The sequence below is a fragment of the Streptomyces sp. NPDC004111 genome, assembly GCF_042874215.1.
Lineage (GTDB): Bacteria > Actinomycetota > Actinomycetes > Streptomycetales > Streptomycetaceae > Streptomyces.
On sequence record NZ_JBIAMU010000002.1, the window covers coordinates 57372 to 75299 of the forward strand.

The following is a 17928-nucleotide window of genomic DNA, read 5'->3' on the forward strand; positions in this document are numbered from 1 at the left end:
GAGCTTGGTGCCCACCGGACCGACGGGAGGATTGCCGTGGACGACTATCCGATGCTCGACGTCTTCCTCAGCATTGTCATCTTCTTCTGCTGGGTGATGTGGTTCGCGGTGGTGCTCCACATCGTCGTGGACATCTTCCGCAACTCCGATCTCAACGGCGGGCACAAGGCGCTGTGGCTGCTGCTCGTGCTGTTCCTGCCGCTGGTCGGGGTGGTGCTCTACCTGGTCCGCCATGGCTCCGGGCTGAGCCGGCGCAACGCGGCCACCCGGATGTCCGCCTTCGGCGGGCGGCCGATGGGCTCCCCGTACGCCACGAGCACCGCGGAGCTGGAGCGGCTCGCGGAGCTGCACAGGACCGGGTCGCTCACCGAGGGGGAGTACGCGCGGGCCAAGCACCGGCTGCTGCCGATGTAGCGGTGGTGCCGTGTCCCGGTGGGAGGTTGCCGCCGTGCGCGGTCACGGCCGGCCGTCGGGTGCGGTGACGCCGCTGCCGTCTTCGGGGGCCCGGTGGCGGAACGCGGTGACGGCGGCCTCCACCGTGGGGAAGAAGTGGCGTGCGTCGATGGTGCGGGTGAGTTCGTACCGTTCGATCTTGCGCCGTACCGGGTCCTTCAGTTCGGCGAAGACGAGGTGCGTGCCGCGTGCGTTGAGCGTCTCGTCGAGGCCCTCCAGCACGTCCGCCGCGGTGGTGTCCACGTCGGTCATGGGCTCGGCGGCGATCACGATCCAGGCGGGCTCGGGCTCGGTGCGCGCGAGCTTCAGCACCTCGTCGCGGAAGGTCCTGGCGTTGGCGAAGAACAGCGGGGCGTCGAACCGGTAGATGACCAGGCCGGGTATCTGTGCGGCCGAGGGGTGGGAGCGGATGTCGTGGTAGCCCGGCAGCCCGTCGACCCGGCCGAGCACGGTCTCGTACGGCCACCAGGCGCGGCGGAAGACGTTCAGCACGGAGAGCGCCACCGCCACGGCGATCCCCTCCAGCACGCCGATCAGCGCGACGCCGAGGAACGCGGCGACGCACAGCAGGAATTCGACCCTGCGCTGACGCCACAGCCGCACCGTGCCCGGTACGTCGGCCAGGGACAGCGACGCGGTGATGACGACGGCCGCGAGGGCCGGCTGCGGCAGGTGGCGGAAGAGCCCCGGCACCAGGACGAGCATGAGCACGATCAGCGCCGCGCCGACCACCCCGGTCAGCTGGGTGCGGGCCCCGGCCCGCTCCGCGACGGCGGTGCGCGAGCCGCTCGTGCTGACCGGGAAGCCCTGGAAGAGTCCGGCGGCCAGGTTCGCCGCCCCCACCCCCGCCATCTCCTGGTTGCCGCGCACCTCCTGACCGGTGCGCGAGGCGAACGCGGACGCGTTGGAGATGGTGTCGGCGAGGGACACCACGGCGATGCCCAGGGCTCCGGCCAGCAGCGGGCCGAGGTCGTCGAGGGTGATGCGCGGGAGGGTGAGCGGCGGGAAGCCCTCCGGCAGCACTCCGACCAGGGACACGCCGCGCGCCCCGAGGTCGAACGCCACGACGGCGGCGATGGCCAGGACCACCATGACCAGGACGGCGGGCACCCGCGGCAGCCAGTGCTGCAGCGCCAGGATCAGTACGAGCCCCCCGCAGCCCACCGCGACCGCCGCGGGCACCGCACGGCCGTCCGCGAGCCCCTGGACCACGGCCGCGCACTGGTCGATCAGACCGTCGGCGTCGGTCTTGAACCCGAGGAGCTTGGGCAGCTGCCCGATCAGAATGGTCAGGGCCAGGCCGTTCATGTAGCCGATCATCGTGGGTTTGGAGATGAGTTCGGCGACGTACCCCAGGCGCGCCAGCGAGGCCAGGATCATGATGGCCGCGACCATGATCGCCAGCATGGAGGCCAGGGCGACGGCCCGTGCGGGGTCGCCGTCGGCGGCGACCAGCGGCAGGACGGTCGCCGCGATCATCGGCCCGAGCGAGGAGTCGGGGCCGAGCACCAGGATCCGTGAGGGGCCGCACACCGCATAGGCGAGCAGGCACAGGATGGACGTGTAGAGACCGGTGATCGCGGGGAGTCCGGCGAGTTCGGCGTACGCCATCCCCTGCGGCACCAGCAGGGTGGTGAGCACGACCCCCGCCACGATGTCCTTCGACAGCCACTCACGCCGGTACGTGGTGACCGCGCGGACCCCGGGTACGGCCCTGAGCGCGGACGTGAACCGCCCGCTCCCGCCACGCTCGGTCGCCGTCATGGACGCCCCTCCCCACCGAAGTCCGCCCCAGGGTCGGCCAGGCGGGTGCGGCCCGAGTCACCCCACAGGGGTGGTTCGTCCGCGAGGGGCCGGCCCGCCGGACGCCCGGCCCCGCTCTCCGGCCCTCCCCCGGCGGGCTACTGAGGGGTGATCAGGCAGAACGGGTGGCCGACCGGGTCCGCGTAGACCCGGTACCCGATCGGCTTGTCCGAACCGTCCAGCAGGGTCGCCCCCTGCGCGAGCACCTGCTCCTCGGCCACGTCGAGGTTCTCGACCAGCACGTCGAGGTGCATCTGCGACGGGCGCGCGGGGTCGGGCCAGCGCGGCGCCCGGAAGTCCTCCACCCGCTGGAAGGCGAGGACCGCGACGCCCGCGTCGTTCTGGAGCACGGCGTACTCGCCCGTGTCCTCCTGGCGGGAGAGGCCCAGCAACTCCGCGTAGAAACCGGCGAGCTCGTCGGGGTCGGGGCAGTCGATGACAGTGGCGAACAGGTTTCCGATCATCCGGCCCACTATGCCACCGCCCTGCTCGGGCCCGTACCGGCCCCGCTCCGGAGCGGGCCGCGCCCGGATCACGGGCGCCGAGGTGCCCCTCGCCGGGCGGCCGGTTTCGGGGTTGCTTCGGGGACATCCCCGAGGTGTGCCGGCCGGTGCCGGGCAACCATGGACCTGGTACGCACAGGGATCTGGCAGGCAAATCGACACCAAGAGGCCTCAGATGACGGGATCCAGCACCTCCGGCGGCACCGGAGGGACCACCTCTCCCCCGGCGGGCCACGACGGCACCGGGCTGCCGGGCGTCCGGCGCCTGGTCGCGGCCTGGCCGTGGATCACCGCGACGGCCGCCGCCGTCCTCGTCCATGTGGTGGTGGGCGCCGGGCGCCACTTCGACTACCACGGCATCACCGGCTTCAGCACGACGAACTACGGCTGGCTCGCCTTCACGCTCGTCGGCGGGTTCGTGTTCGCCTGGCGGCTGGCCCGGTACCCGGTGCGGCCACCCCTGCTCGCGGCCCTGCGTCCGGTGATCGCGGCGGGGGTGTCGTGGCTGCTGTGCTTCGCCGCGGTCACCGTCACCGGCCTGGTGTTCCTCCCCGGGCAGAGCCTCGCCGAGACGCTCTCCACCGACGCCCTCGGCCGGTCGCTGCCGGTCGCCGCCGCGGTGCTGGTCTTCGGGGTCCTCGCGGAGCTGGGCCGGGCCGGCATCCGACGCCTGTCGGCCGGCCGCTGACCGGCGCGCCTCTGCGGCGCCGTACCCGCTCGGGGCCCTTCTCCCCGTCGCCGCGCCCGAATTGCGATCGACAACGGCACGCGCGCGGTGCTGTGATGGCGCCGCGCCTCCGCCGCCCGGCGCGGAGGGCGGAAGGACGTGTGTACGTGGACGACGCGCAAGCCGCTCCCGCTTCCGGACCCGCCACTCCCCCGGCCATCGACGCCCGCCTCGCCGCCCGCCTCCTCGCCGAACAGTTCCCACGGTGGGCAGGGCTGCCCCTCGCCCTGCTCGACCCGGCCGGTTCCGATCACGTGATCTTCCGGCTCGGCCACGACATGGCTCTACGGCTGCCCCGGGGGGACTGGGCCGCCGGGCAGGCGGCGAAGGAGCACCGCTGGCTGCCCCGGCTGGCGGACGGGCTGCCGCTGGCCGTCCCCGTACCGCTGGGGCTGGGGAAGCCGTCGCCGGAGCTGGGGTACCCGTGGCACTGGTCGGTCTCCCGCTGGCTGGACGGGACGGTCCCGCAGGCCGAGAGCGCCACGACGGACGACTCCCCCCAACCACGCCTTGTGGCACAGCAGTTGGCGGGCTTCCTGACCGCGCTGCACCGGCTTCCCCCGGCGGGCTCCTTCCTGCCCGGCCCGCACCCGGACCTGGCCGGCGACCCGCTGCACGCGCGCGACGCGGACACCCGCGCCGCCATCGCCGCGACCGCGGACGTCTTCGGTGCGGACGCCATGACGGCCGCCTGGGAGCTGGCCCTCGGCGCACCGCTCTGGAGCGGTCCGCCGCGCTGGTTCCACGGCGACTTCCACACGGGCAACCTCCTGGCCGGTCCGGACGGGCGGCTGTCCGCGGTCATCGACTTCGGCGGCCTCGGCATGGGCGACCCGGCCTGCGATCTCATCATCGCCTACACCCACTTGGGGCCCACCGGCCGAACCGCCTTCCGGGACAAGCTGGCCACCGACGACGCGACCTGGTCGCGCGGCCTCGGCTGGGCGCTCGCCACCGGCCTCAACGCGTACACGACGTACGCCGCGACCCACCCCCGGGTCGCGGACCAGACCAGCCGTCAGATCACCCAGTCCCTGGCCGAGTACCACCGGATCACCGGCTAGGGAGTACGGCGGGCCGGGGCCGGACCTCGCCCCGTCCGCCGAACTCCGGTGGGATCGATGGGAGTTCTTGAACGGGACGCGCATCGATCGCAGCCCTGGGGAGACCCGGTGAAGCCCGCCCGGGGCGTCGACGACGGCTGAATTCAGGCCAGTTGGGGCAGCGGCCTGGCTCGGCCGAATCCGCCTGTCGCGACCGTCCGGCAACCCCTCGTCGCTTTCCGTGAGGGCCTGGTACCTTTTCCCGGCATCCCGACGGTCAGGTGGACCCGAAGAAGCCTGCACCGGTTCGTCCTTGTCTTCCTCGCGGAGGGGCAGCAGATCACCGTCAACTCCCGTAACAGGGAATGTTCTTCGTGACCCGTGCGCACCGGGGGCGTCGACCTCCCCCGCTGCCCCGCCGCTTCCACTCCCGTCTGTTCGTTCCCCCCACTCCCGGACCTGCGGAGCCGATCCCCCCTCATGGACACCTCGACCGGAGCACACCGTCCCGGCCCCGACAGACGCCGGTTCCTCGGCTACGTCCTGGCCGCCCCCACCCTGATGACCGCGGCGCAGCTCGTCGCCGCCCCGCCGGCCGCGGCCCACGCGCCCGCGGCCGGTCCGCCTCCGGCCGGGATCCCGGCCGTCGAAGTCCCCTCGGCCGACATCACCGAAGTGGTCGATCTGAACGACCTGATGACCCTGGCGGCGCTGCCCACCTCCGGTCTCATCACCGTCCAGGTGCACCCCGACGGCACGGTCTCCTTCGCTCTGCCGCGGGCCGAGGTGGGGCAGGGCATCACCACCTCCACGGCCATGCTGATCGCCGAGGAACTGGACGTGCCGCTGGACCGGGTGCGGGTCACCCTGGCCGACGCGCGTCCGGAACTGGTGTTCAACCAGCTCACCGGTGGGTCCAACACGACCTTCTCGACCTTCACCCCGGTCCGGGTCGCCGCCGCGGTCGCCCGCGGCCGGCTGCTCGACGCCGCCGCCGTCGAACTCGGTGCCGCCGTCGGTGAACTCACCCTGAAGGCGGGAGTCGTCACCGGCCCGACGGGCCGGAGCGTCGGGATCGGCACGCTGGCCGGGAAGGCCGCCAGCGCCACCTCCCGTGCGGTCGCCGCCGACCTCAAGAAGGCCGACGAGTTCCAGGTCATCGGCACTCCGCGGGGCCGCATCGACGCCCGGGACGCGGTCACCGGCCGCAAGAGGTTCACCATGGACCTCGCCGTCCCCGACGCCGCCCCCACCATGGTGTGCCGGCCGCCGACGATCAACGGCCGGGTCGGCTCCGTCGCCAACACGGCCGCGGTGCGTGCGATGCCCGGCGTCACGGACGTCGCCGTCGTCTCGACAGGTGTCGCGGTACGCGCCCGTACCTTCGGCCAGTGCATCGACGCCGTGCGCGCGCTCGACGTGACCTGGCGGCCGGGCACCGCGGAGGGCAAGTCGGACGAGAGCGTCCTGGAGGAGCTGCGGGACGCCGAACTCCCCATGGGACTGCCCCCGTTGACCCCGCACGTGGACACCACCTTCACGTTCCACTTCCGTGGCAACAGCGCACTGGAGACCAACTGCGCCATCGCCGACGTACGGCCGGACCGCGCCGAGATCTGGTCCAGCCTCAAGGCGCCGATCGTCGCCCGGGAGGCCCTCGCGGCGAAGCTGGGGCTGCCGCTGGGCGCGGTCACGGTGCACGTCACCGAGGGCGGCGGCTCCTTCGGCCGCAAGCTGTTCTTCGACGCCGCCCTGGAGGCCGCCGAGATCTCCCGGAAGATCGGCAAGCCCGTCAAGCTGATGTGGCACCGCGCCGACGACGCCCGCCAGGGGCGCGTCCACCCCATGGCCACGTCCCGGGTCCGGATGGCCCACCTCGGTTCGACGGTGCTCGGCTTCCAGCAGCGGCACACCAGCGTCGCCACCGACCTCGGCCACGGCTTCGGTGAGATCGTCACCGCCCTGGCCGCCAAGCTGCCCGTCGCCGACCTCGGGTTCTCCGAGACGTTCTTCCAGCTGACCCAGTCGATGCCGTACAACTTCGGTGTCACGGGCAGGCTGCTGAACGAGACGGACAAGGGCTTCAACACCGGCAGCATGCGCAACGTCTACTCCCCCGACGCCACCTGCGCCCGGGAGATTGTCGTCGATCAACTGGCGGCCAAGATCCGCCAGGACCCCTACCGATTCCGGCTCGACCGGCTGAAGGACGACAGGTCGAAGGCCGTCCTGCGGAAGGTCGCCGAGGCCGGGCAGTGGGGCCGGACGATGCCGGAGGGCACCGCCCAGGGCATCGCGCTGCACTCCGAGTACCACTCCACCAGTGCCGTCCTCGTGGAGATCGACTGCCGCCCGGAGACCGTGAACCGTCCCGTACGGGACGGTGTGGCGGGCCCCCGGGTCACCCGGGCGGTGTGCGCGGTGGACGTCGGCCTGCCGGTCAACCCCCGCGGTCTGGAGGCGCAGATGATGGGCTGCCTCATGGACGGCATCGCCCAGACGCTGACCTCCAGCCTCCATCTGCGCGACGGCCACTTCCTGGAGGCCAGCTGGGACAACTACTTCTACACGCGGCAGTGGAACACCCCGCCGGAGCTGCGGATCATCGTGATGCCGCCCACCACGGGCAGGCCGGGCGGCGCGGGAGAGCTGGGCGTCGCCGCGTCGATGGCCGCGGTCGCCTGTGCGTACGGCCGTGCCACCGGCACCGTACCGACCACCTTCCCCATCAATCACGGGACGCTCTCCTTCACCCCCAAACCGACCGTCCCACCGGTCCCCGCGTCACCGGTCGACGGCCTCGACCACGCGATCTGAACCCCGCACGCCCGCCCGCACCGCCGCCTTCCCCTGCCGCCCCCTCAGCGAGGAGTCCCATGCCCCAGCACACCTTCCGGCTCAACGGCGAGCAGGTCACCGTCGAAGTCGAGGACGACGTACGGCTGTTGTGGGTGCTCCGCGACGTCCTCGGGGTGACCGGACCCAAGTACGGCTGCGGCATCAACGTCTGCAAGGCGTGCACCAGCCACGTCAACGGCAGGGCGGTGAACCCCTGCGCGATTCCCGTCGGGCAGCTGCGGCCGGGCGACGAGGTCACCACGATCGAGGGGCTCGCGGACACCGTGGACGCGGACCTGCACCCCATGCAGCAGGCGTGGCTGGACCACGACGTGGCCCAGTGCGGCTACTGCCAGCCCGGCCAGATCATGGCCGCCGTCGCCCTGGTCCGCCGCGCGTCCGAGGAGGGGCGCACGATCACCGAGGCGGACCTGGACGGCATCCGCAACATCTGCCGGTGCGGTACGTACTTCCGCATCCGCGAGGCCATCAGGGCCGGGGCCGCGAAGATGTGAGGAGCGGGGGCGGGGCGGTTCGGCGCGCTCCGGGAGGCCGGCCCAAGGAGCAGCTGCCGGCCCGCGCGTGCAAGGGGCGCGCCCCGGCTCACCGCACCAGTCGCCCGGTCAGCGTCGGCACTCCCGGGCCCGCGAGTTCCTCCAGTGCGGTCCGGCGCCCCGAGACGGCCAGCAGCAGCGACAGCGCGGGTCCGGCGACCTCGGGGCCCGACCCGATCGTCAGGTCGGCGTCCGTCGCGGTGAGGCAGAGGCCCTCGATCAGTTCCCTGGCCCCGCCGAAGGACGCCGCCGTACGGGCCTGCAGCCGCAGCGCCCCGGTCACGGCCTCCTGCGGGTAGGTGTGGGCCAGGCCCAGGGGACGGCGGATGTCCTCGCCGTGCACGACCTCCTCGACGAACCGGGTCTCCAGCGGCGCCGGTGGCGCCGACCTGCGCGGGGCCACCTCGCGGAGCCGCTCCAGGGTCTGCGCCGGGGTGGCCCCGCGCTCGCGCCGCACCCCGTTCGCGTTCAGCCTGTCGAAGTCGAAACCGGCCCGCAGCATGGCGAGGACAAACCCGACGCGCGTCGTGCGGGCGCTGTCGACCAGGTGGGCGACCACGTCGTGCACGGTCCATCCCTCGCACAGGGACGGCTCGTCCCACTGTGTGTCCTTGAGCTGCGTGAGGTCCTCGATCAGCGCCGCACGCTCCGCGTGCACGATGGTCCAGACGTCGCCCGCCATGTTCGTTCCCTTCGCCCGACTGCTCGATCACGGTGTCACCAGGTAGGACCGGCCGCAGGGCGGGAACTCATCGGTGCGGCCACCTGTTCTTCGCCCGTACGTGCGCGGGGGTGCGGGCGGTCGCGGGAGGGCGGCCGGGGCCGACCCGCCGTGCGGGAGTGATCAGCTGTGAGAGCCTGGGTCGGCGCATGCCCGACCCACGAGGGCGGCGCAGGGATCCGCAGCGGGTGCGGGCCGGTGGCCACCGGTCACGGAAAGCCCCTCCGCTTGTGCGATCCTCTATGGCGACAACGCGCACGCGAAAGGACGTAACACCATGGCTAGGGCCTCCGCACGTCACATCTTGGTCAGCGACGAAGCCGCAGCTCTTGAGCTGAAGCAGCAGATCGAGAACGGCGCCGACTTCGCCGAGCTCGCCAAGAAGCACTCCTCGTGCCCCTCGTCCCGCGACGGCGGCAACCTGGGAACGTTCGGCCCGGGACAGATGGTCCCCGAGTTCGACCAGGTCGTCTTCTCCGCCCCCGTCGGCGTGGTGCAGGGCCCGGTGAAGACCCAGTTCGGGGCGCACCTCGTCGAGGTCACCAGCCGCGAGGACTGACACACCGCACGGAGCGGGGCCGCGTCTTGGCTGACGCGGCCCCGTTCTGCGTTTTCCGGCCCGGATGCCGAATCCTTTTCCGCCTCCGCCGCCTCTTGTACGTGCACCGGCCGCTCGGACCGGTGGGAGGGACACCAGGAGGTACGAAACATGATGATCGCGATCATCGCCGTGGCCGGGGCGCTGCTGATCTGTGTGTGCAGCGTGACGCTGCTGCGGCGCAGGAGCCGGAGCCGTGGCTGACCCCGGGCGGGCCGCGCGCCCGGTCCTTGGGGGCGGCAGCGGCCACCGCTGGCCGGACGAACGGCTGATCAGGGCCGCCCAGGACGGTGACGTCACCTCGCTGACCACCGTCGTGATGGAGTCGCAGCCCCATGTGCGCCGGTTCGCGCATTCGCTGTGCGCGACGCCGCAGGACGCCGAGGACGCGGCCCAGGAAGCGCTGATCATCCTCTACCGGAAGATCGGCACGCTGCGGGCGTCGGGCGCCCTGGTGTCCTGGATGTACCGCATCGTGCGCAACGAGTGCCTGCGGCACCTGCGGCTGCTCGCCACGGCGCCGCCCGCCGAGGAGGCCGCGCGGTCGGCCGTCGGGTCGGCGCCCTCCGCGGAGCACTCGGTACTGCGGAGGCTGGAGGCCGAGCGGGTGGCGCTCGCGGTCAGCAGGCTGCCGCGCGACCAGCGGCAGGTGCTGGTGATGCGGGACGTCCAGGGGTATCCGGGCCCGCTCGTGGCGCGGACGCTCGGACTGAGCACGGCGGCCATGAAGTCGAGGCTGCACCGGGCACGGGCGGCCCTGCGGCAGGCTCTGGAACCGGACGGTGTCGCGCGGGAAGCGGACGGTGGAGCAGTGGAGGGAGAGGTATGAACGGGAAGAACGGGATGCCGGTGGAGACCGCGGAGCCGGTCCGGCAGGCGGGTGCGGTGCGCAGTGCGCGGGCGGTGCCGCGGCCGCCTCGTGCGGTGCGGCCCGCCCGCGCGGGGGCGGACTTCGCCAGCGCGTCCGTCCCGCGGCACCTGCTGCGCGGTGTGCTGGGCTTCGGCCTGATCATCGGCTCGATCGCCCTGGTGCCGGTGGCCGGGCCCGCCCCGCTGCTGGCGGCCCCGCTGGGCCTGGTGGCCCTGCGGGGCTGTCCGACCTGCTGGCTGATCGGGCTGGCGCAGACCGTCTCCCGCGGCAGGCTGGAACGGAAGTGCGCGGACGGCGTCTGCACCCTGAGCAGGGCGGGCGGCTGACGGCGGTGCGCGGCGGCCGGGCCGTAGGTCCGGGTCAGGCGTACGGGCCGTAGGTCCGGGTCAGGCGTGCGGGAGGATCACGGCCCGGCCGTTGATGCGGCCGTCGTGGAGCCGGGCGTAGACCTCGGGGGCCTCGTCCAGGGTGTACGTCTCGACGTGCACGTCGATCGCGCCGGACCGGGCCAGGTCGAGCACCTCGATCAGTTCCGACCGAGAGCCCCAGTACGGGGAGCGCACCGCCGCGTCGTACGGGACCGTGCCGAATCCGACGGAGGCCGCGCCGCCGCCGATGCCGACGATGGAGATCTCCGCCTCGACCGCCGCGCAGGCCGTCGCCGTGGTGACGGTGGGCGGTGCTCCGACGAAGTCGAACACCGCCTGGGCGCCGGTTCCGCCGGTCAGTTCGCGTACCTTCGCGGCGGCCTGCGCGTCGGACCGCACCGTCTCGTGCGCACCGACCTGGCGGGCGAGTTCCAGCTTCTCGTCGGTCACGTCCAGGGCGACGACCCGGGCCGGGGTGAGCGCCCGCAGCAGCTGGATGGCGACGTGGCCGAGGCCCCCGGTGCCGATGACCACCGCGGTGCTTCCGGGGGTGAGCTTCGGCAGCGCCGTCTTGATCGCGTGGTACGGCGTGAGTCCCGCGTCGGTCAGCGGTACGGCGGTGACCGGGTCCAGGTCGCCGAGCGGAACCAGGTGGCGGGGGTCGTCGACCAGGAGGTACTCGGCGAGGGCGCCGGGCGCGCCCAGTCCGGGCGGCCGGATGCCCAGTTCGGCGGCGCGCAGGCAGTAGTTCTCCTTGCCCTGGGCGCACATCAGGCAGCTGCCGCAGCCCCACGGGCCGTACACCGCGACGGAGTCGCCCACCGACAGGCCGGTCACGCCCTCGCCGAGGGCGGCCACGGTGCCGGCGCCCTCGTGGCCGAGGGTGAGCGGCAGCGGGAAGGGGATCGCCTCGGCGGGCCAGCTCATCACGGCGATGTCGGAGTGGCACACGCCCGCCGCGGTGACCTTCAGCAGCACCTGGCCGGGGCCCGGTTCGGGGCGGGCGACGGTGACCACTTCGGGGGCGGCGCCGACGCTGCGGTACTGGACGGCCTTCATCGTCGGGGCCGAGGGTGCCGGGGCGGGGTGGGCTGACATCTGGGGTGCCTCTTCTCTGGTCGTCGCCGGTTTTCTGTGGTCGGGGGTACGGGGCCGGGGTCAGCGGGCCGCGTAGGCGCCGTCGACGAGGTGGTAGCTGCCGTTCACGAACGAGGCGCGGTCGGAGAGCAGGAACAGGGTCAGCTCGGCGACCTCCTCCGCGGTGCCCAGGCGTCCCTGCGGGTGGAGCGAGATCAGGTGCTGACGCTGGGCGTCGTCGCCGCCCTTGAGCAGCGGGGTGTCGATGAATCCGGGGGCCACCGCGTTGACCCGTACGCCCTGGGCCGCGTACTCGACGGCGGCGGTCTTGGTCAGGCCGACGACCGCGTGCTTGGCGGCGGAGTAGGCGGCGGAGCCCGCGAAACCGTTGGTGCCGAGGATCGAGGACATGTTGACCACGGCGCCGCCGCCGGAGGCGAGGATCTGCGGCAGCTCGTAGCGCAGCGAGTAGAAGACGCCGTTGAGGTTGGTGTCGATCACCCGCTGCCAGTCCTGGACCGTGTACTCGCCGGTCGGGGCGGACGCGCCGGCGATCCCGGCGTTGTTGACCGCGAGGTGCAGTCCGCCGAACGTCTCGACGGTGAGGTCGACCGCGCCGCGCACCGATTCGGGGTCGGTGACGTCCACCCGGACGGCGGCGGCCCGGCCGCCGGCCGCGGTGATGGCCTCGGCGGTCTCCTTGGCGCCCTGCTCGTTGTAGTCCGCGACGACGACGGCCGCGCCCTCGGCGGCGAGGCGGCGGGCGACGACGAGGCCGATACCGGAGGCCGCTCCGGTGACCAGGGCGGTCTTTCCGGCGAACTCGGCGGCGGGGGCGCTGTGGTTGCTGGTGGTGGTCATGGTGGTACCTGGTTTCACTTGCGGGTGGTGCTGGGGGCGGGCTCCGCGGCCAGGGCCGCGAACGCCTCGTCGATCAGCTGGGGAAGCGGGGTGGTGGCGTCCGTCCTGATCCAGAACCGTACGGCGGTGCCGAACGCGCCGACCGCCAACGACACGGCGAGGGCGGGGCGCAGGGCGTCGTCGGGGTCCAGGGCGAGTCGCCGGGCGACGATGGTGACGGACGCGCGCTCGGCCTCGTCGCGCACGTGGCCGTAGGCGGCGAGCAGGGCGGGCTCCTGGTGGAGCAGCCGCAGCAGCTCGCCCGAGCGGGGGCGCCGGTGCCAGGCTGCCGGGTCGTTGGCGAGCCAGTCGCGCAGGGCGCGGTGGTACGCGGTGAGCGGGTGCTCCTCGGCGGGGCGGGCGGCCAGTGCCGCGTTGATCTTCGCGAAGTCGGCGCGCAGCGCGTCGACGACGGCGTCCTCCTTGCCCGCGAAGTAGCGGGTGAAGGTGCGGCGCGAGACGTCCACGCGGTCGCTGATCGCCTCGACGGTGACCTGGTCCAGCCCGTTTTCGAGCACCAGCTCCACGGCCGCGTTCGCCATGGCTTCGCGGCTCTCCTGGACTTTGCGGACCCGGCGGCCCTCCGTGCTGCTCATGTTTCGAACTGTACTCCTCAAAGTGTCCCAGTGGGACATTTGGCCCCGCGAGACAGGTGACGCCGGGCTACCGGCGGACCGGGGGCGGGACCGGCCGCGCACACACGTGACGAGCGTCACAGCCCCGCGAAAACCTGCTGACCTGCCCGGACGTCTAGCAGGTGTGAAACGTGGGCGGGCGGCAGCGCCGCAAGAACTGGACGAGGAGCAGCTCCTGAGGAGCGTGGCCCGGGGCGACCGGGCCGCCTTCGAGGAGCTGTACCGGCGCACGTCGCCGTGGCTGGCGGTGCGGCTGGGGCGGCGGTGCGCCGACCCGCAGATCGTCGCCGAGGTCATGCAGGAGACGTATCTGGCGGTGTGGCGGGCGGCCGGGTCCTTCGCCGGGAGCGGCGTCGGCGGCAGCGCGGTCGGCTGGCTGTGGACCATCGCGGCCCGCCGCCTGGTCGACGCGTTCCGGCGCAGGGCCCACCACGCGGAGCCGCCGCCCGCCGCCGCACCGCAGCGGGCGGCGCCCGCAGCCGAGGACGAAGCGCTGGTGGGCACCGTCGGCGGCGACGTCGGCGACGCGCTGCGGCGCCTCGCACCGGAGCTCCGGGAGGTGTTGCAGGCGATGGTGCTCGACGGACTGACCGTGCGGGAGACGTCCGTACTGCTAGGGCTGCCGGAGGGCACGGTCAAGACCCGCGCCCGCCGGGCCCGCACCGCGATGCGGGAGGCACTGACGTGAACGCCGGGACGGACGAGGTGGACGACGGCATGGACCCCACGAACCGCATGGACCCCGCCACCCACATGAACCTCATGAACCGCACGGACGACCGGAACGGCACGGACCGCATGAACGCCATGACGAACGGACGAGGAGAGCCGGACCCGCATGACGGGGCGGCGCACGCGTCGGCACGCCTCATCGACGGGTACGTCAGCGGCGGCGCGGACCTCGTCGCGGACGAAGTGTGGGCCCTGGAGGCCCACTTGGAGGGCTGCCGGAACTGCCGCGACCGGCTGTCCGCGGCCGTCGCGACCGGGGCGCCCGCCGTGGCGGCGCTGACCGACACGGTCTGGTCCGCTCTCGAACCCCGGCTGGCCGAGAGCGCACCTGCGGCGCCCCGGCGGCGGGCGTGGCTGTCGGCGTGGGCGACGCCCGCGATGGTGCCGTGGCTCGCGATGGTGCCGGCCGTGACACTGCTCGCGCTGCTGCTGGACCTGGTGAACTCCGGGCCCGGCCGGGTGTCCCTGATGCTGGTGCTCGCGCCCGTCCTGCCGGTGTGCGGGGTGGCGGCCTCCTGGTCGCGGGGGCTGGACCCGGCGTACGAACTGACGGCGGCCACACCGAGAGCGGGGCTGCACCTGGTGCTGCGCCGCACCACCGCCGTGCTCGCGGTGGTGATCCCCGCGCTGCTGGCGGGTGGCTGGGCGACGGGTGTGACGGCCGCCCAGTGGCTGCTGCCCTCGCTGGCCTTCACCTCGCTGACGCTGGCGCTCGGCGGGCTGATCGGAGTGCCCCGCGCCGCCGTCGTCCTGGTGGCCGCGTGGGCCGCGGTGGTGGTGGCGCCGACGCTGGCCACCAGCCGTACCGCACTGGTCCTGCGACCGGACGGGCTGCCGGTGTGGGGGCTGCTCCTCGCGCTGGGCGCCGCCGTCGTGGTCGCCCGCAGGGGCGCCTACACCGTCCTGGGACACCACCGTTGAGCCCTCGGCGCACCACCCCCGACCCCGCCCGGGAAAACCTCCCGGGCGATCCACGAGAGAAGAGGAACCCCCTCGACATGCCCGCAGTGAGCAGGGCCGACATCGCGCCCACGGCCTACGCCTGGGAGATCCGGGCGACCGGACTCAAGGTCAGGGCCGGCCGGAAGAGAATGGCGGTCGACGGCCTCGACCTGTCGCTGAGCACCGGCGTGCACGGGCTCCTGGGCCCAAACGGAGCGGGCAAGACCACCCTCATCCGCGCGCTGGCCACCGTACTGCGCCCCGCCGGGGGCGAACTCGAACTGCTCGGCCGGTCCGTGACCGGACACGGCGAGCACCGGGCGCTGCGCCGCCGGATCGGCTACCTCCCGCAGGACTTCGGCTACTACAAGCGGTTCACCGTGCGGGAGTTCGTGGAGTACATGGCGTGGCTGAAGGAGGTGCCGCCGGCGGACGTCCCGGCGGCGGTGCAGCGCGCCGTCGAGCGGGTGGGGCTCGCGGACCGGGCCGACGAGCGGATGAAGGCGCTGTCCGGCGGGATGGTGCGGCGGGCCGGCATCGCCCAGGCGATCGTCAACGACCCGGCGGTGCTCCTGCTCGACGAGCCGACCGTCGGTCTGGACCCCACGCAGCGGCTGCGGCTGCGCCAACTGCTCCAGGAACTGGGCACGGACGCCTGCGTGCTCGTCTCCACCCACCTGGTGGAGGACGTGGCCGCCGCCTGCACCGACGTGGTGCTGTTCGCCGAGGGGCGGCTGGTCTTCCAGGGCACCCCGGACGAACTGGCCGCGGCGGGCGGGCCCGAGCACGTGGGCGACAGCCCGCTGGAGCGCGGCTACTCGGCGCTGCTGGCCGCCCCGGTCCGGGCGGGAGGCACCTGGTGAACCTCCGTGTGCTGCGCATCGATCTGAAGCGGTCCGTGGCCCCGTGGGCCGGTGCCGCCGTCCTGGTGGTACCGCTCGCCTTCCTGGGCCTCCTTCCCGGGCCGTGGGCCGGAGAGGGCGCGCCGTGGACGGGGCAGTGGACCTCGATGGCCCTGTGGACCCGGTATCCGCTGTTCTTCCTGTGGCCGCTCGCGGTGGGGCTGGGGGCGCTCCAGGGGCTGCGCGACCCCCGCTCGAAGATGTCCGAACTGCTGACCAGCACCCCGCGCCCCGGCTGGCAGCGGGCACTCGCACAGGCGGGCCCCACCGCGCTGACGCTGGTCGCGGGCTTCCTGCTGGTGGTGTGCGTGGGCGCGGTGCGGGTGTTCGTGGGCGGGGCCTCGTACGGACACCTCGGCTGGCTGCCCATCTCGCTGGTGGGGGCGCTCGCCCTGGCGGCGGGCGCGCTGCTGGGCATGGGCGTCGCACGTGCCCTGCCCTCCGTCCTCACCCCGCCCGCGCTGGCCGTGGCGGCCCTGGTGCTCACCAGCCTCCTGCGGCAGAACTCGGACGGCGCGCTGCCGGCCGCCGCCGCACCGCACGCGCTGTCGCTGCTGTCCCCCGCCGTCGCCGAGGTACGGGAGTCGCTGCTCACGCTCACCGCGTCCGTGCACCTCGGCCAGACCCTCTGGCTGCTCGGCATGGCCGCGACGGGCCTCGCGCTGCTTGCCGCCGCCGCACCGCGCACCCGGCTGCTCGCCCTCGCCCCGGTACTGGCGGGCACCGGCGCGGCACTGCTTCTGCTGCCCTCCACGCCCCGGGACACGTATGTCGTCGACCGGGTCGCGGCCCAGCAGGTGTGCGAGGGCCCGGTGTGCGTGACGAAGGCGCACGAGGCGCGGCTCGCCGAACTGGCGGGGCCCGGCAAGGAGGCGCTGCGGCTGCTGCGCGGCGCGCTGGGCGGCCGGGCACCGGCCGCCGTCCACGAGACGACCGTCCCCAGGGCGAGCCTCGGCGAGGCGGAGCGGTCCCCCGGCTTCCTCCTCGTCGACTTCGACGACCCGGCGTTCGGCGCGGCGCGCGCCGCGGGCGGCGACTCCGCGCGGGAGCGGGAGCTGACCCGGGTCCTGGTCGGCCAGGGCATGGCACCGCTGTGCCGGCCGCGCACCGGCTCGGAGAGCGGCACGCTGGAGGAGACCGTCGCACAGGGCATCGGCGCCGCCTGGGTGCTCGGTGACCTCAAACCGCTGGCGGGCACCATGCACGAGGCGCGTTTCCAGACCGAACTGGCCCGCCCCGCCTGGGAGAAGCTCACCGCGCTGCCGCGGGCGGAGCAGCGCGGGAGGATGCTGGCCCTGCACACCGCCGCGCTCTCCTGCGCGGACCGCCCGCTGGACGCGCTGACCGGCGGTGGGGCGCGGTGAGCCCGGCCGAATCCCTCGGGCCGGCAGGCGGGGCGCACGCCCTGCGACCGGCGGACCCGGCGGACCGGGCAAACCCGGCGGCTCCGGCACCTCGGCGGCCTCCGGCGTCGGGCGCGGGCAGGCTGCGGGGCGCGCGATGGCTGCTGCTGTACGGGCGTTCGCGGCAGTTGCCCGCCTCGCTCGCGGTGCTGCTGCTCGGTGCGCCCGCGGTGTGGGCCCTGGTTCTGCTCGGCGGCGGGTCGGCGGACCCGCGGCCTGCCACGCTCGTCCTCGCCGCCGGGGCGACGGTGTTCTCCGTCGGCCTCGGTGGGCAGGATCGCGCGCTGGACCGGTCGGCCGCGATCCGCTGGCTCCCCCGCCGGGCGGCACACGTCCTGCTGTGCGGGGCGCTCGTCGGGGCGGTGCTGCTGGCGGTGACGGTGCTGAGCGGGGAGCGGCCCGCCACCGGTCTCGTGGTGCGCAACAGTGCGGGGCTGACGGGGCTGGTCGCGCTCGGTGCGGCGTGCTGGGGGGCGCGGTCGGCGTGGCTCCTGCCGTTCGGCTGGCTGGGCCTCTCGCTGGTGGTCCCGCCTTCGGGGGAGGTGGTGACGCGGGTACTGACCTGGATGCTGCTGCCGCCGGGCAGTGCGGCCGGGACCTGGACGGCGGTCGTCCTGGCGGTCGCGGGCACGGCGGCCTACGCCGTCGCGGGGCCCAGGAGGTGATCCCCACGGCAGGGGGCCCGAAGGGATGACCCGAGATCCGTCGGCTTTTGGCCCGAGGCATGAGGCGGTGCCCCCGGTGGCCGCCGCCGACCCCGCCCGGGGCCCGAGGAGATGCCCCGAGGTCCGACACCGACCCGGCCGGGCGGCGGCGGACCGGAGCCGAAGGGCCGCCGCCGAGCCGCCCGGTTCACCG

At 73.8% G+C, this 17928-nt stretch carries 19 protein-coding genes; 13 read left to right on the forward strand and 6 right to left on the reverse strand.

Going from position 1 to position 17928, the window contains the following annotated elements; genetic code table 11:
• The first annotated feature begins 36 nt into the window (after positions 1-36).
• The gene (locus tag ACFYVL_RS04750; protein WP_389241364.1) at positions 37-414 is read left to right on the forward strand and encodes an SHOCT domain-containing protein; all 378 of its coding nucleotides are present in this window, start codon (positions 37-39) and stop codon (positions 412-414) included.
• Positions 415-456: 42 nt separating this feature from the next.
• Here ACFYVL_RS04750 and ACFYVL_RS04755 read toward each other — a convergent pair whose 3' ends face one another.
• Entirely contained in the window at positions 457-2217 is a 1761-nt protein-coding gene (locus tag ACFYVL_RS04755) for a SulP family inorganic anion transporter (RefSeq protein ID WP_389241365.1), read from the reverse strand.
• Between the two features lie 137 nt (positions 2218-2354).
• On the reverse strand, positions 2355-2720 hold the full coding sequence (locus tag ACFYVL_RS04760; protein ID WP_389241366.1) for a VOC family protein: 366 nt from the start codon (positions 2718-2720) through the stop codon (positions 2355-2357).
• Between the two features lie 214 nt (positions 2721-2934).
• Here ACFYVL_RS04760 and ACFYVL_RS04765 point away from each other — a divergent pair, with 214 nt between their 5' ends.
• The 4 genes from ACFYVL_RS04765 to ACFYVL_RS04780 all read left to right on the forward strand — a co-directional run bounded on the left by ACFYVL_RS04765 (position 2935) and on the right by ACFYVL_RS04780 (position 7882).
• Positions 2935-3447 carry a hypothetical protein gene (locus ACFYVL_RS04765; RefSeq protein WP_389241367.1) on the forward strand — a complete coding sequence of 171 codons (513 nt, stop codon included), beginning with the start codon at positions 2935-2937 and terminating at the stop codon, positions 3445-3447.
• A 146-nt stretch (positions 3448-3593) separates the two neighbouring features.
• Positions 3594-4550 carry an aminoglycoside phosphotransferase family protein gene (locus tag ACFYVL_RS04770; RefSeq protein ID WP_389241368.1) on the forward strand — a complete coding sequence of 319 codons (957 nt, stop codon included), beginning with the start codon at positions 3594-3596 and terminating at the stop codon, positions 4548-4550.
• Between the two features lie 459 nt (positions 4551-5009).
• Complete coding sequence (locus tag ACFYVL_RS04775; protein WP_389241369.1) at positions 5010-7346, forward strand: molybdopterin cofactor-binding domain-containing protein; 2337 nt, start codon at positions 5010-5012, stop codon at positions 7344-7346.
• A gap of 59 nt (positions 7347-7405) precedes the next feature.
• The gene (locus ACFYVL_RS04780; RefSeq protein ID WP_389241370.1) at positions 7406-7882 is read left to right on the forward strand and encodes a (2Fe-2S)-binding protein; all 477 of its coding nucleotides are present in this window, start codon (positions 7406-7408) and stop codon (positions 7880-7882) included.
• Between the two features lie 88 nt (positions 7883-7970).
• On the opposite strand, the gene ACFYVL_RS04785 is transcribed toward ACFYVL_RS04780, so the two are convergent.
• Positions 7971-8603, reverse strand: a complete 633-nt coding sequence (locus ACFYVL_RS04785; protein ID WP_389241371.1) for a maleylpyruvate isomerase family mycothiol-dependent enzyme — start codon at positions 8601-8603, stop codon at positions 7971-7973.
• 316 nt (positions 8604-8919) lie between these two features.
• On the opposite strand from ACFYVL_RS04785, the gene ACFYVL_RS04790 reads away from it, so the two are divergent.
• The 3 genes from ACFYVL_RS04790 to ACFYVL_RS04800 all read left to right on the forward strand — a co-directional run bounded on the left by ACFYVL_RS04790 (position 8920) and on the right by ACFYVL_RS04800 (position 10437).
• The gene (locus ACFYVL_RS04790; RefSeq protein ID WP_389241372.1) at positions 8920-9201 is read left to right on the forward strand and encodes a peptidylprolyl isomerase; all 282 of its coding nucleotides are present in this window, start codon (positions 8920-8922) and stop codon (positions 9199-9201) included.
• A 235-nt stretch (positions 9202-9436) separates the two neighbouring features.
• Complete coding sequence (locus ACFYVL_RS04795) at positions 9437-10069, forward strand: RNA polymerase sigma factor (protein WP_389241373.1); 633 nt, start codon at positions 9437-9439, stop codon at positions 10067-10069.
• A complete protein-coding gene (locus ACFYVL_RS04800; protein ID WP_389241374.1) occupies positions 10066-10437 on the forward strand; it encodes a hypothetical protein in 372 nt (123 codons plus the stop codon). The genes ACFYVL_RS04795 and ACFYVL_RS04800 overlap by 4 nt, the downstream gene beginning before the upstream one ends.
• A 60-nt stretch (positions 10438-10497) precedes the next feature.
• On the opposite strand, the gene ACFYVL_RS04805 is transcribed toward ACFYVL_RS04800, so the two are convergent.
• The 3 genes from ACFYVL_RS04805 to ACFYVL_RS04815 form a co-directional block, all read right to left on the reverse strand.
• Positions 10498-11538 (reverse strand): NAD(P)-dependent alcohol dehydrogenase, encoded by a 1041-nt coding sequence (locus ACFYVL_RS04805; RefSeq protein WP_389241782.1) that lies wholly within the window; start codon positions 11536-11538, stop codon positions 10498-10500.
• A 99-nt stretch (positions 11539-11637) separates the two neighbouring features.
• The gene (locus ACFYVL_RS04810; protein ID WP_389241375.1) at positions 11638-12417 is read right to left on the reverse strand and encodes an SDR family NAD(P)-dependent oxidoreductase; all 780 of its coding nucleotides are present in this window, start codon (positions 12415-12417) and stop codon (positions 11638-11640) included.
• 14 nt (positions 12418-12431) lie between these two features.
• Positions 12432-13052, reverse strand: a complete 621-nt coding sequence (locus ACFYVL_RS04815) for a TetR family transcriptional regulator (protein ID WP_389241376.1) — start codon at positions 13050-13052, stop codon at positions 12432-12434.
• Between the two features lie 223 nt (positions 13053-13275).
• Between ACFYVL_RS04815 and ACFYVL_RS04820 the strand changes: the two genes are divergently transcribed.
• The 5 genes from ACFYVL_RS04820 to ACFYVL_RS04840 all read left to right on the forward strand — a co-directional run bounded on the left by ACFYVL_RS04820 (position 13276) and on the right by ACFYVL_RS04840 (position 17735).
• A complete protein-coding gene (locus ACFYVL_RS04820; protein WP_389241783.1) occupies positions 13276-13779 on the forward strand; it encodes an RNA polymerase sigma factor in 504 nt (167 codons plus the stop codon).
• 119 nt (positions 13780-13898) lie between these two features.
• Positions 13899-14744 (forward strand): zf-HC2 domain-containing protein, encoded by an 846-nt coding sequence (locus ACFYVL_RS04825; RefSeq protein ID WP_389241784.1) that lies wholly within the window; start codon positions 13899-13901, stop codon positions 14742-14744.
• A 77-nt stretch (positions 14745-14821) separates the two neighbouring features.
• Positions 14822-15628: an ABC transporter ATP-binding protein gene (locus tag ACFYVL_RS04830; RefSeq protein WP_389241377.1), complete on the forward strand. Its 807-nt coding sequence runs from the start codon at positions 14822-14824 to the stop codon at positions 15626-15628.
• Positions 15625-17031 (forward strand): hypothetical protein, encoded by a 1407-nt coding sequence (locus ACFYVL_RS04835; RefSeq protein WP_389241378.1) that lies wholly within the window; start codon positions 15625-15627, stop codon positions 17029-17031. Before ACFYVL_RS04830 ends, ACFYVL_RS04835 begins: the two co-directional genes overlap by 4 nt.
• A gap of 122 nt (positions 17032-17153) precedes the next feature.
• Complete coding sequence (locus ACFYVL_RS04840) at positions 17154-17735, forward strand: hypothetical protein (RefSeq protein WP_389241785.1); 582 nt, start codon at positions 17154-17156, stop codon at positions 17733-17735.
• Positions 17736-17928 lie beyond the last annotated feature (193 nt).

Coding starts and splice junctions, on each gene's coding strand:
- ACFYVL_RS04805 (WP_389241782.1), bottom strand. CDS start 11,538: ATGAAGGCCGTCCAGTACCGCAGCGTCGGCGCCGCCCCCGAAGTGGTC.
- ACFYVL_RS04810 (WP_389241375.1), bottom strand. CDS start 12,417: ATGACCACCACCAGCAACCACAGCGCCCCCGCCGCCGAGTTCGCCGGA.
- ACFYVL_RS04790 (WP_389241372.1), top strand. CDS start 8,920: ATGGCTAGGGCCTCCGCACGTCACATCTTGGTCAGCGACGAAGCCGCA.
- ACFYVL_RS04760 (WP_389241366.1), bottom strand. CDS start 2,720: ATGATCGGAAACCTGTTCGCCACTGTCATCGACTGCCCCGACCCCGAC.
- ACFYVL_RS04825 (WP_389241784.1), top strand. CDS start 13,899: ATGACGAACGGACGAGGAGAGCCGGACCCGCATGACGGGGCGGCGCAC.
- ACFYVL_RS04775 (WP_389241369.1), top strand. CDS start 5,010: ATGGACACCTCGACCGGAGCACACCGTCCCGGCCCCGACAGACGCCGG.
- ACFYVL_RS04780 (WP_389241370.1), top strand. CDS start 7,406: ATGCCCCAGCACACCTTCCGGCTCAACGGCGAGCAGGTCACCGTCGAA.
- ACFYVL_RS04830 (WP_389241377.1), top strand. CDS start 14,822: ATGCCCGCAGTGAGCAGGGCCGACATCGCGCCCACGGCCTACGCCTGG.
- ACFYVL_RS04800 (WP_389241374.1), top strand. CDS start 10,066: ATGAACGGGAAGAACGGGATGCCGGTGGAGACCGCGGAGCCGGTCCGG.
- ACFYVL_RS04765 (WP_389241367.1), top strand. CDS start 2,935: ATGACGGGATCCAGCACCTCCGGCGGCACCGGAGGGACCACCTCTCCC.
- ACFYVL_RS04785 (WP_389241371.1), bottom strand. CDS start 8,603: ATGGCGGGCGACGTCTGGACCATCGTGCACGCGGAGCGTGCGGCGCTG.
- ACFYVL_RS04755 (WP_389241365.1), bottom strand. CDS start 2,217: ATGACGGCGACCGAGCGTGGCGGGAGCGGGCGGTTCACGTCCGCGCTC.
- ACFYVL_RS04815 (WP_389241376.1), bottom strand. CDS start 13,052: ATGAGCAGCACGGAGGGCCGCCGGGTCCGCAAAGTCCAGGAGAGCCGC.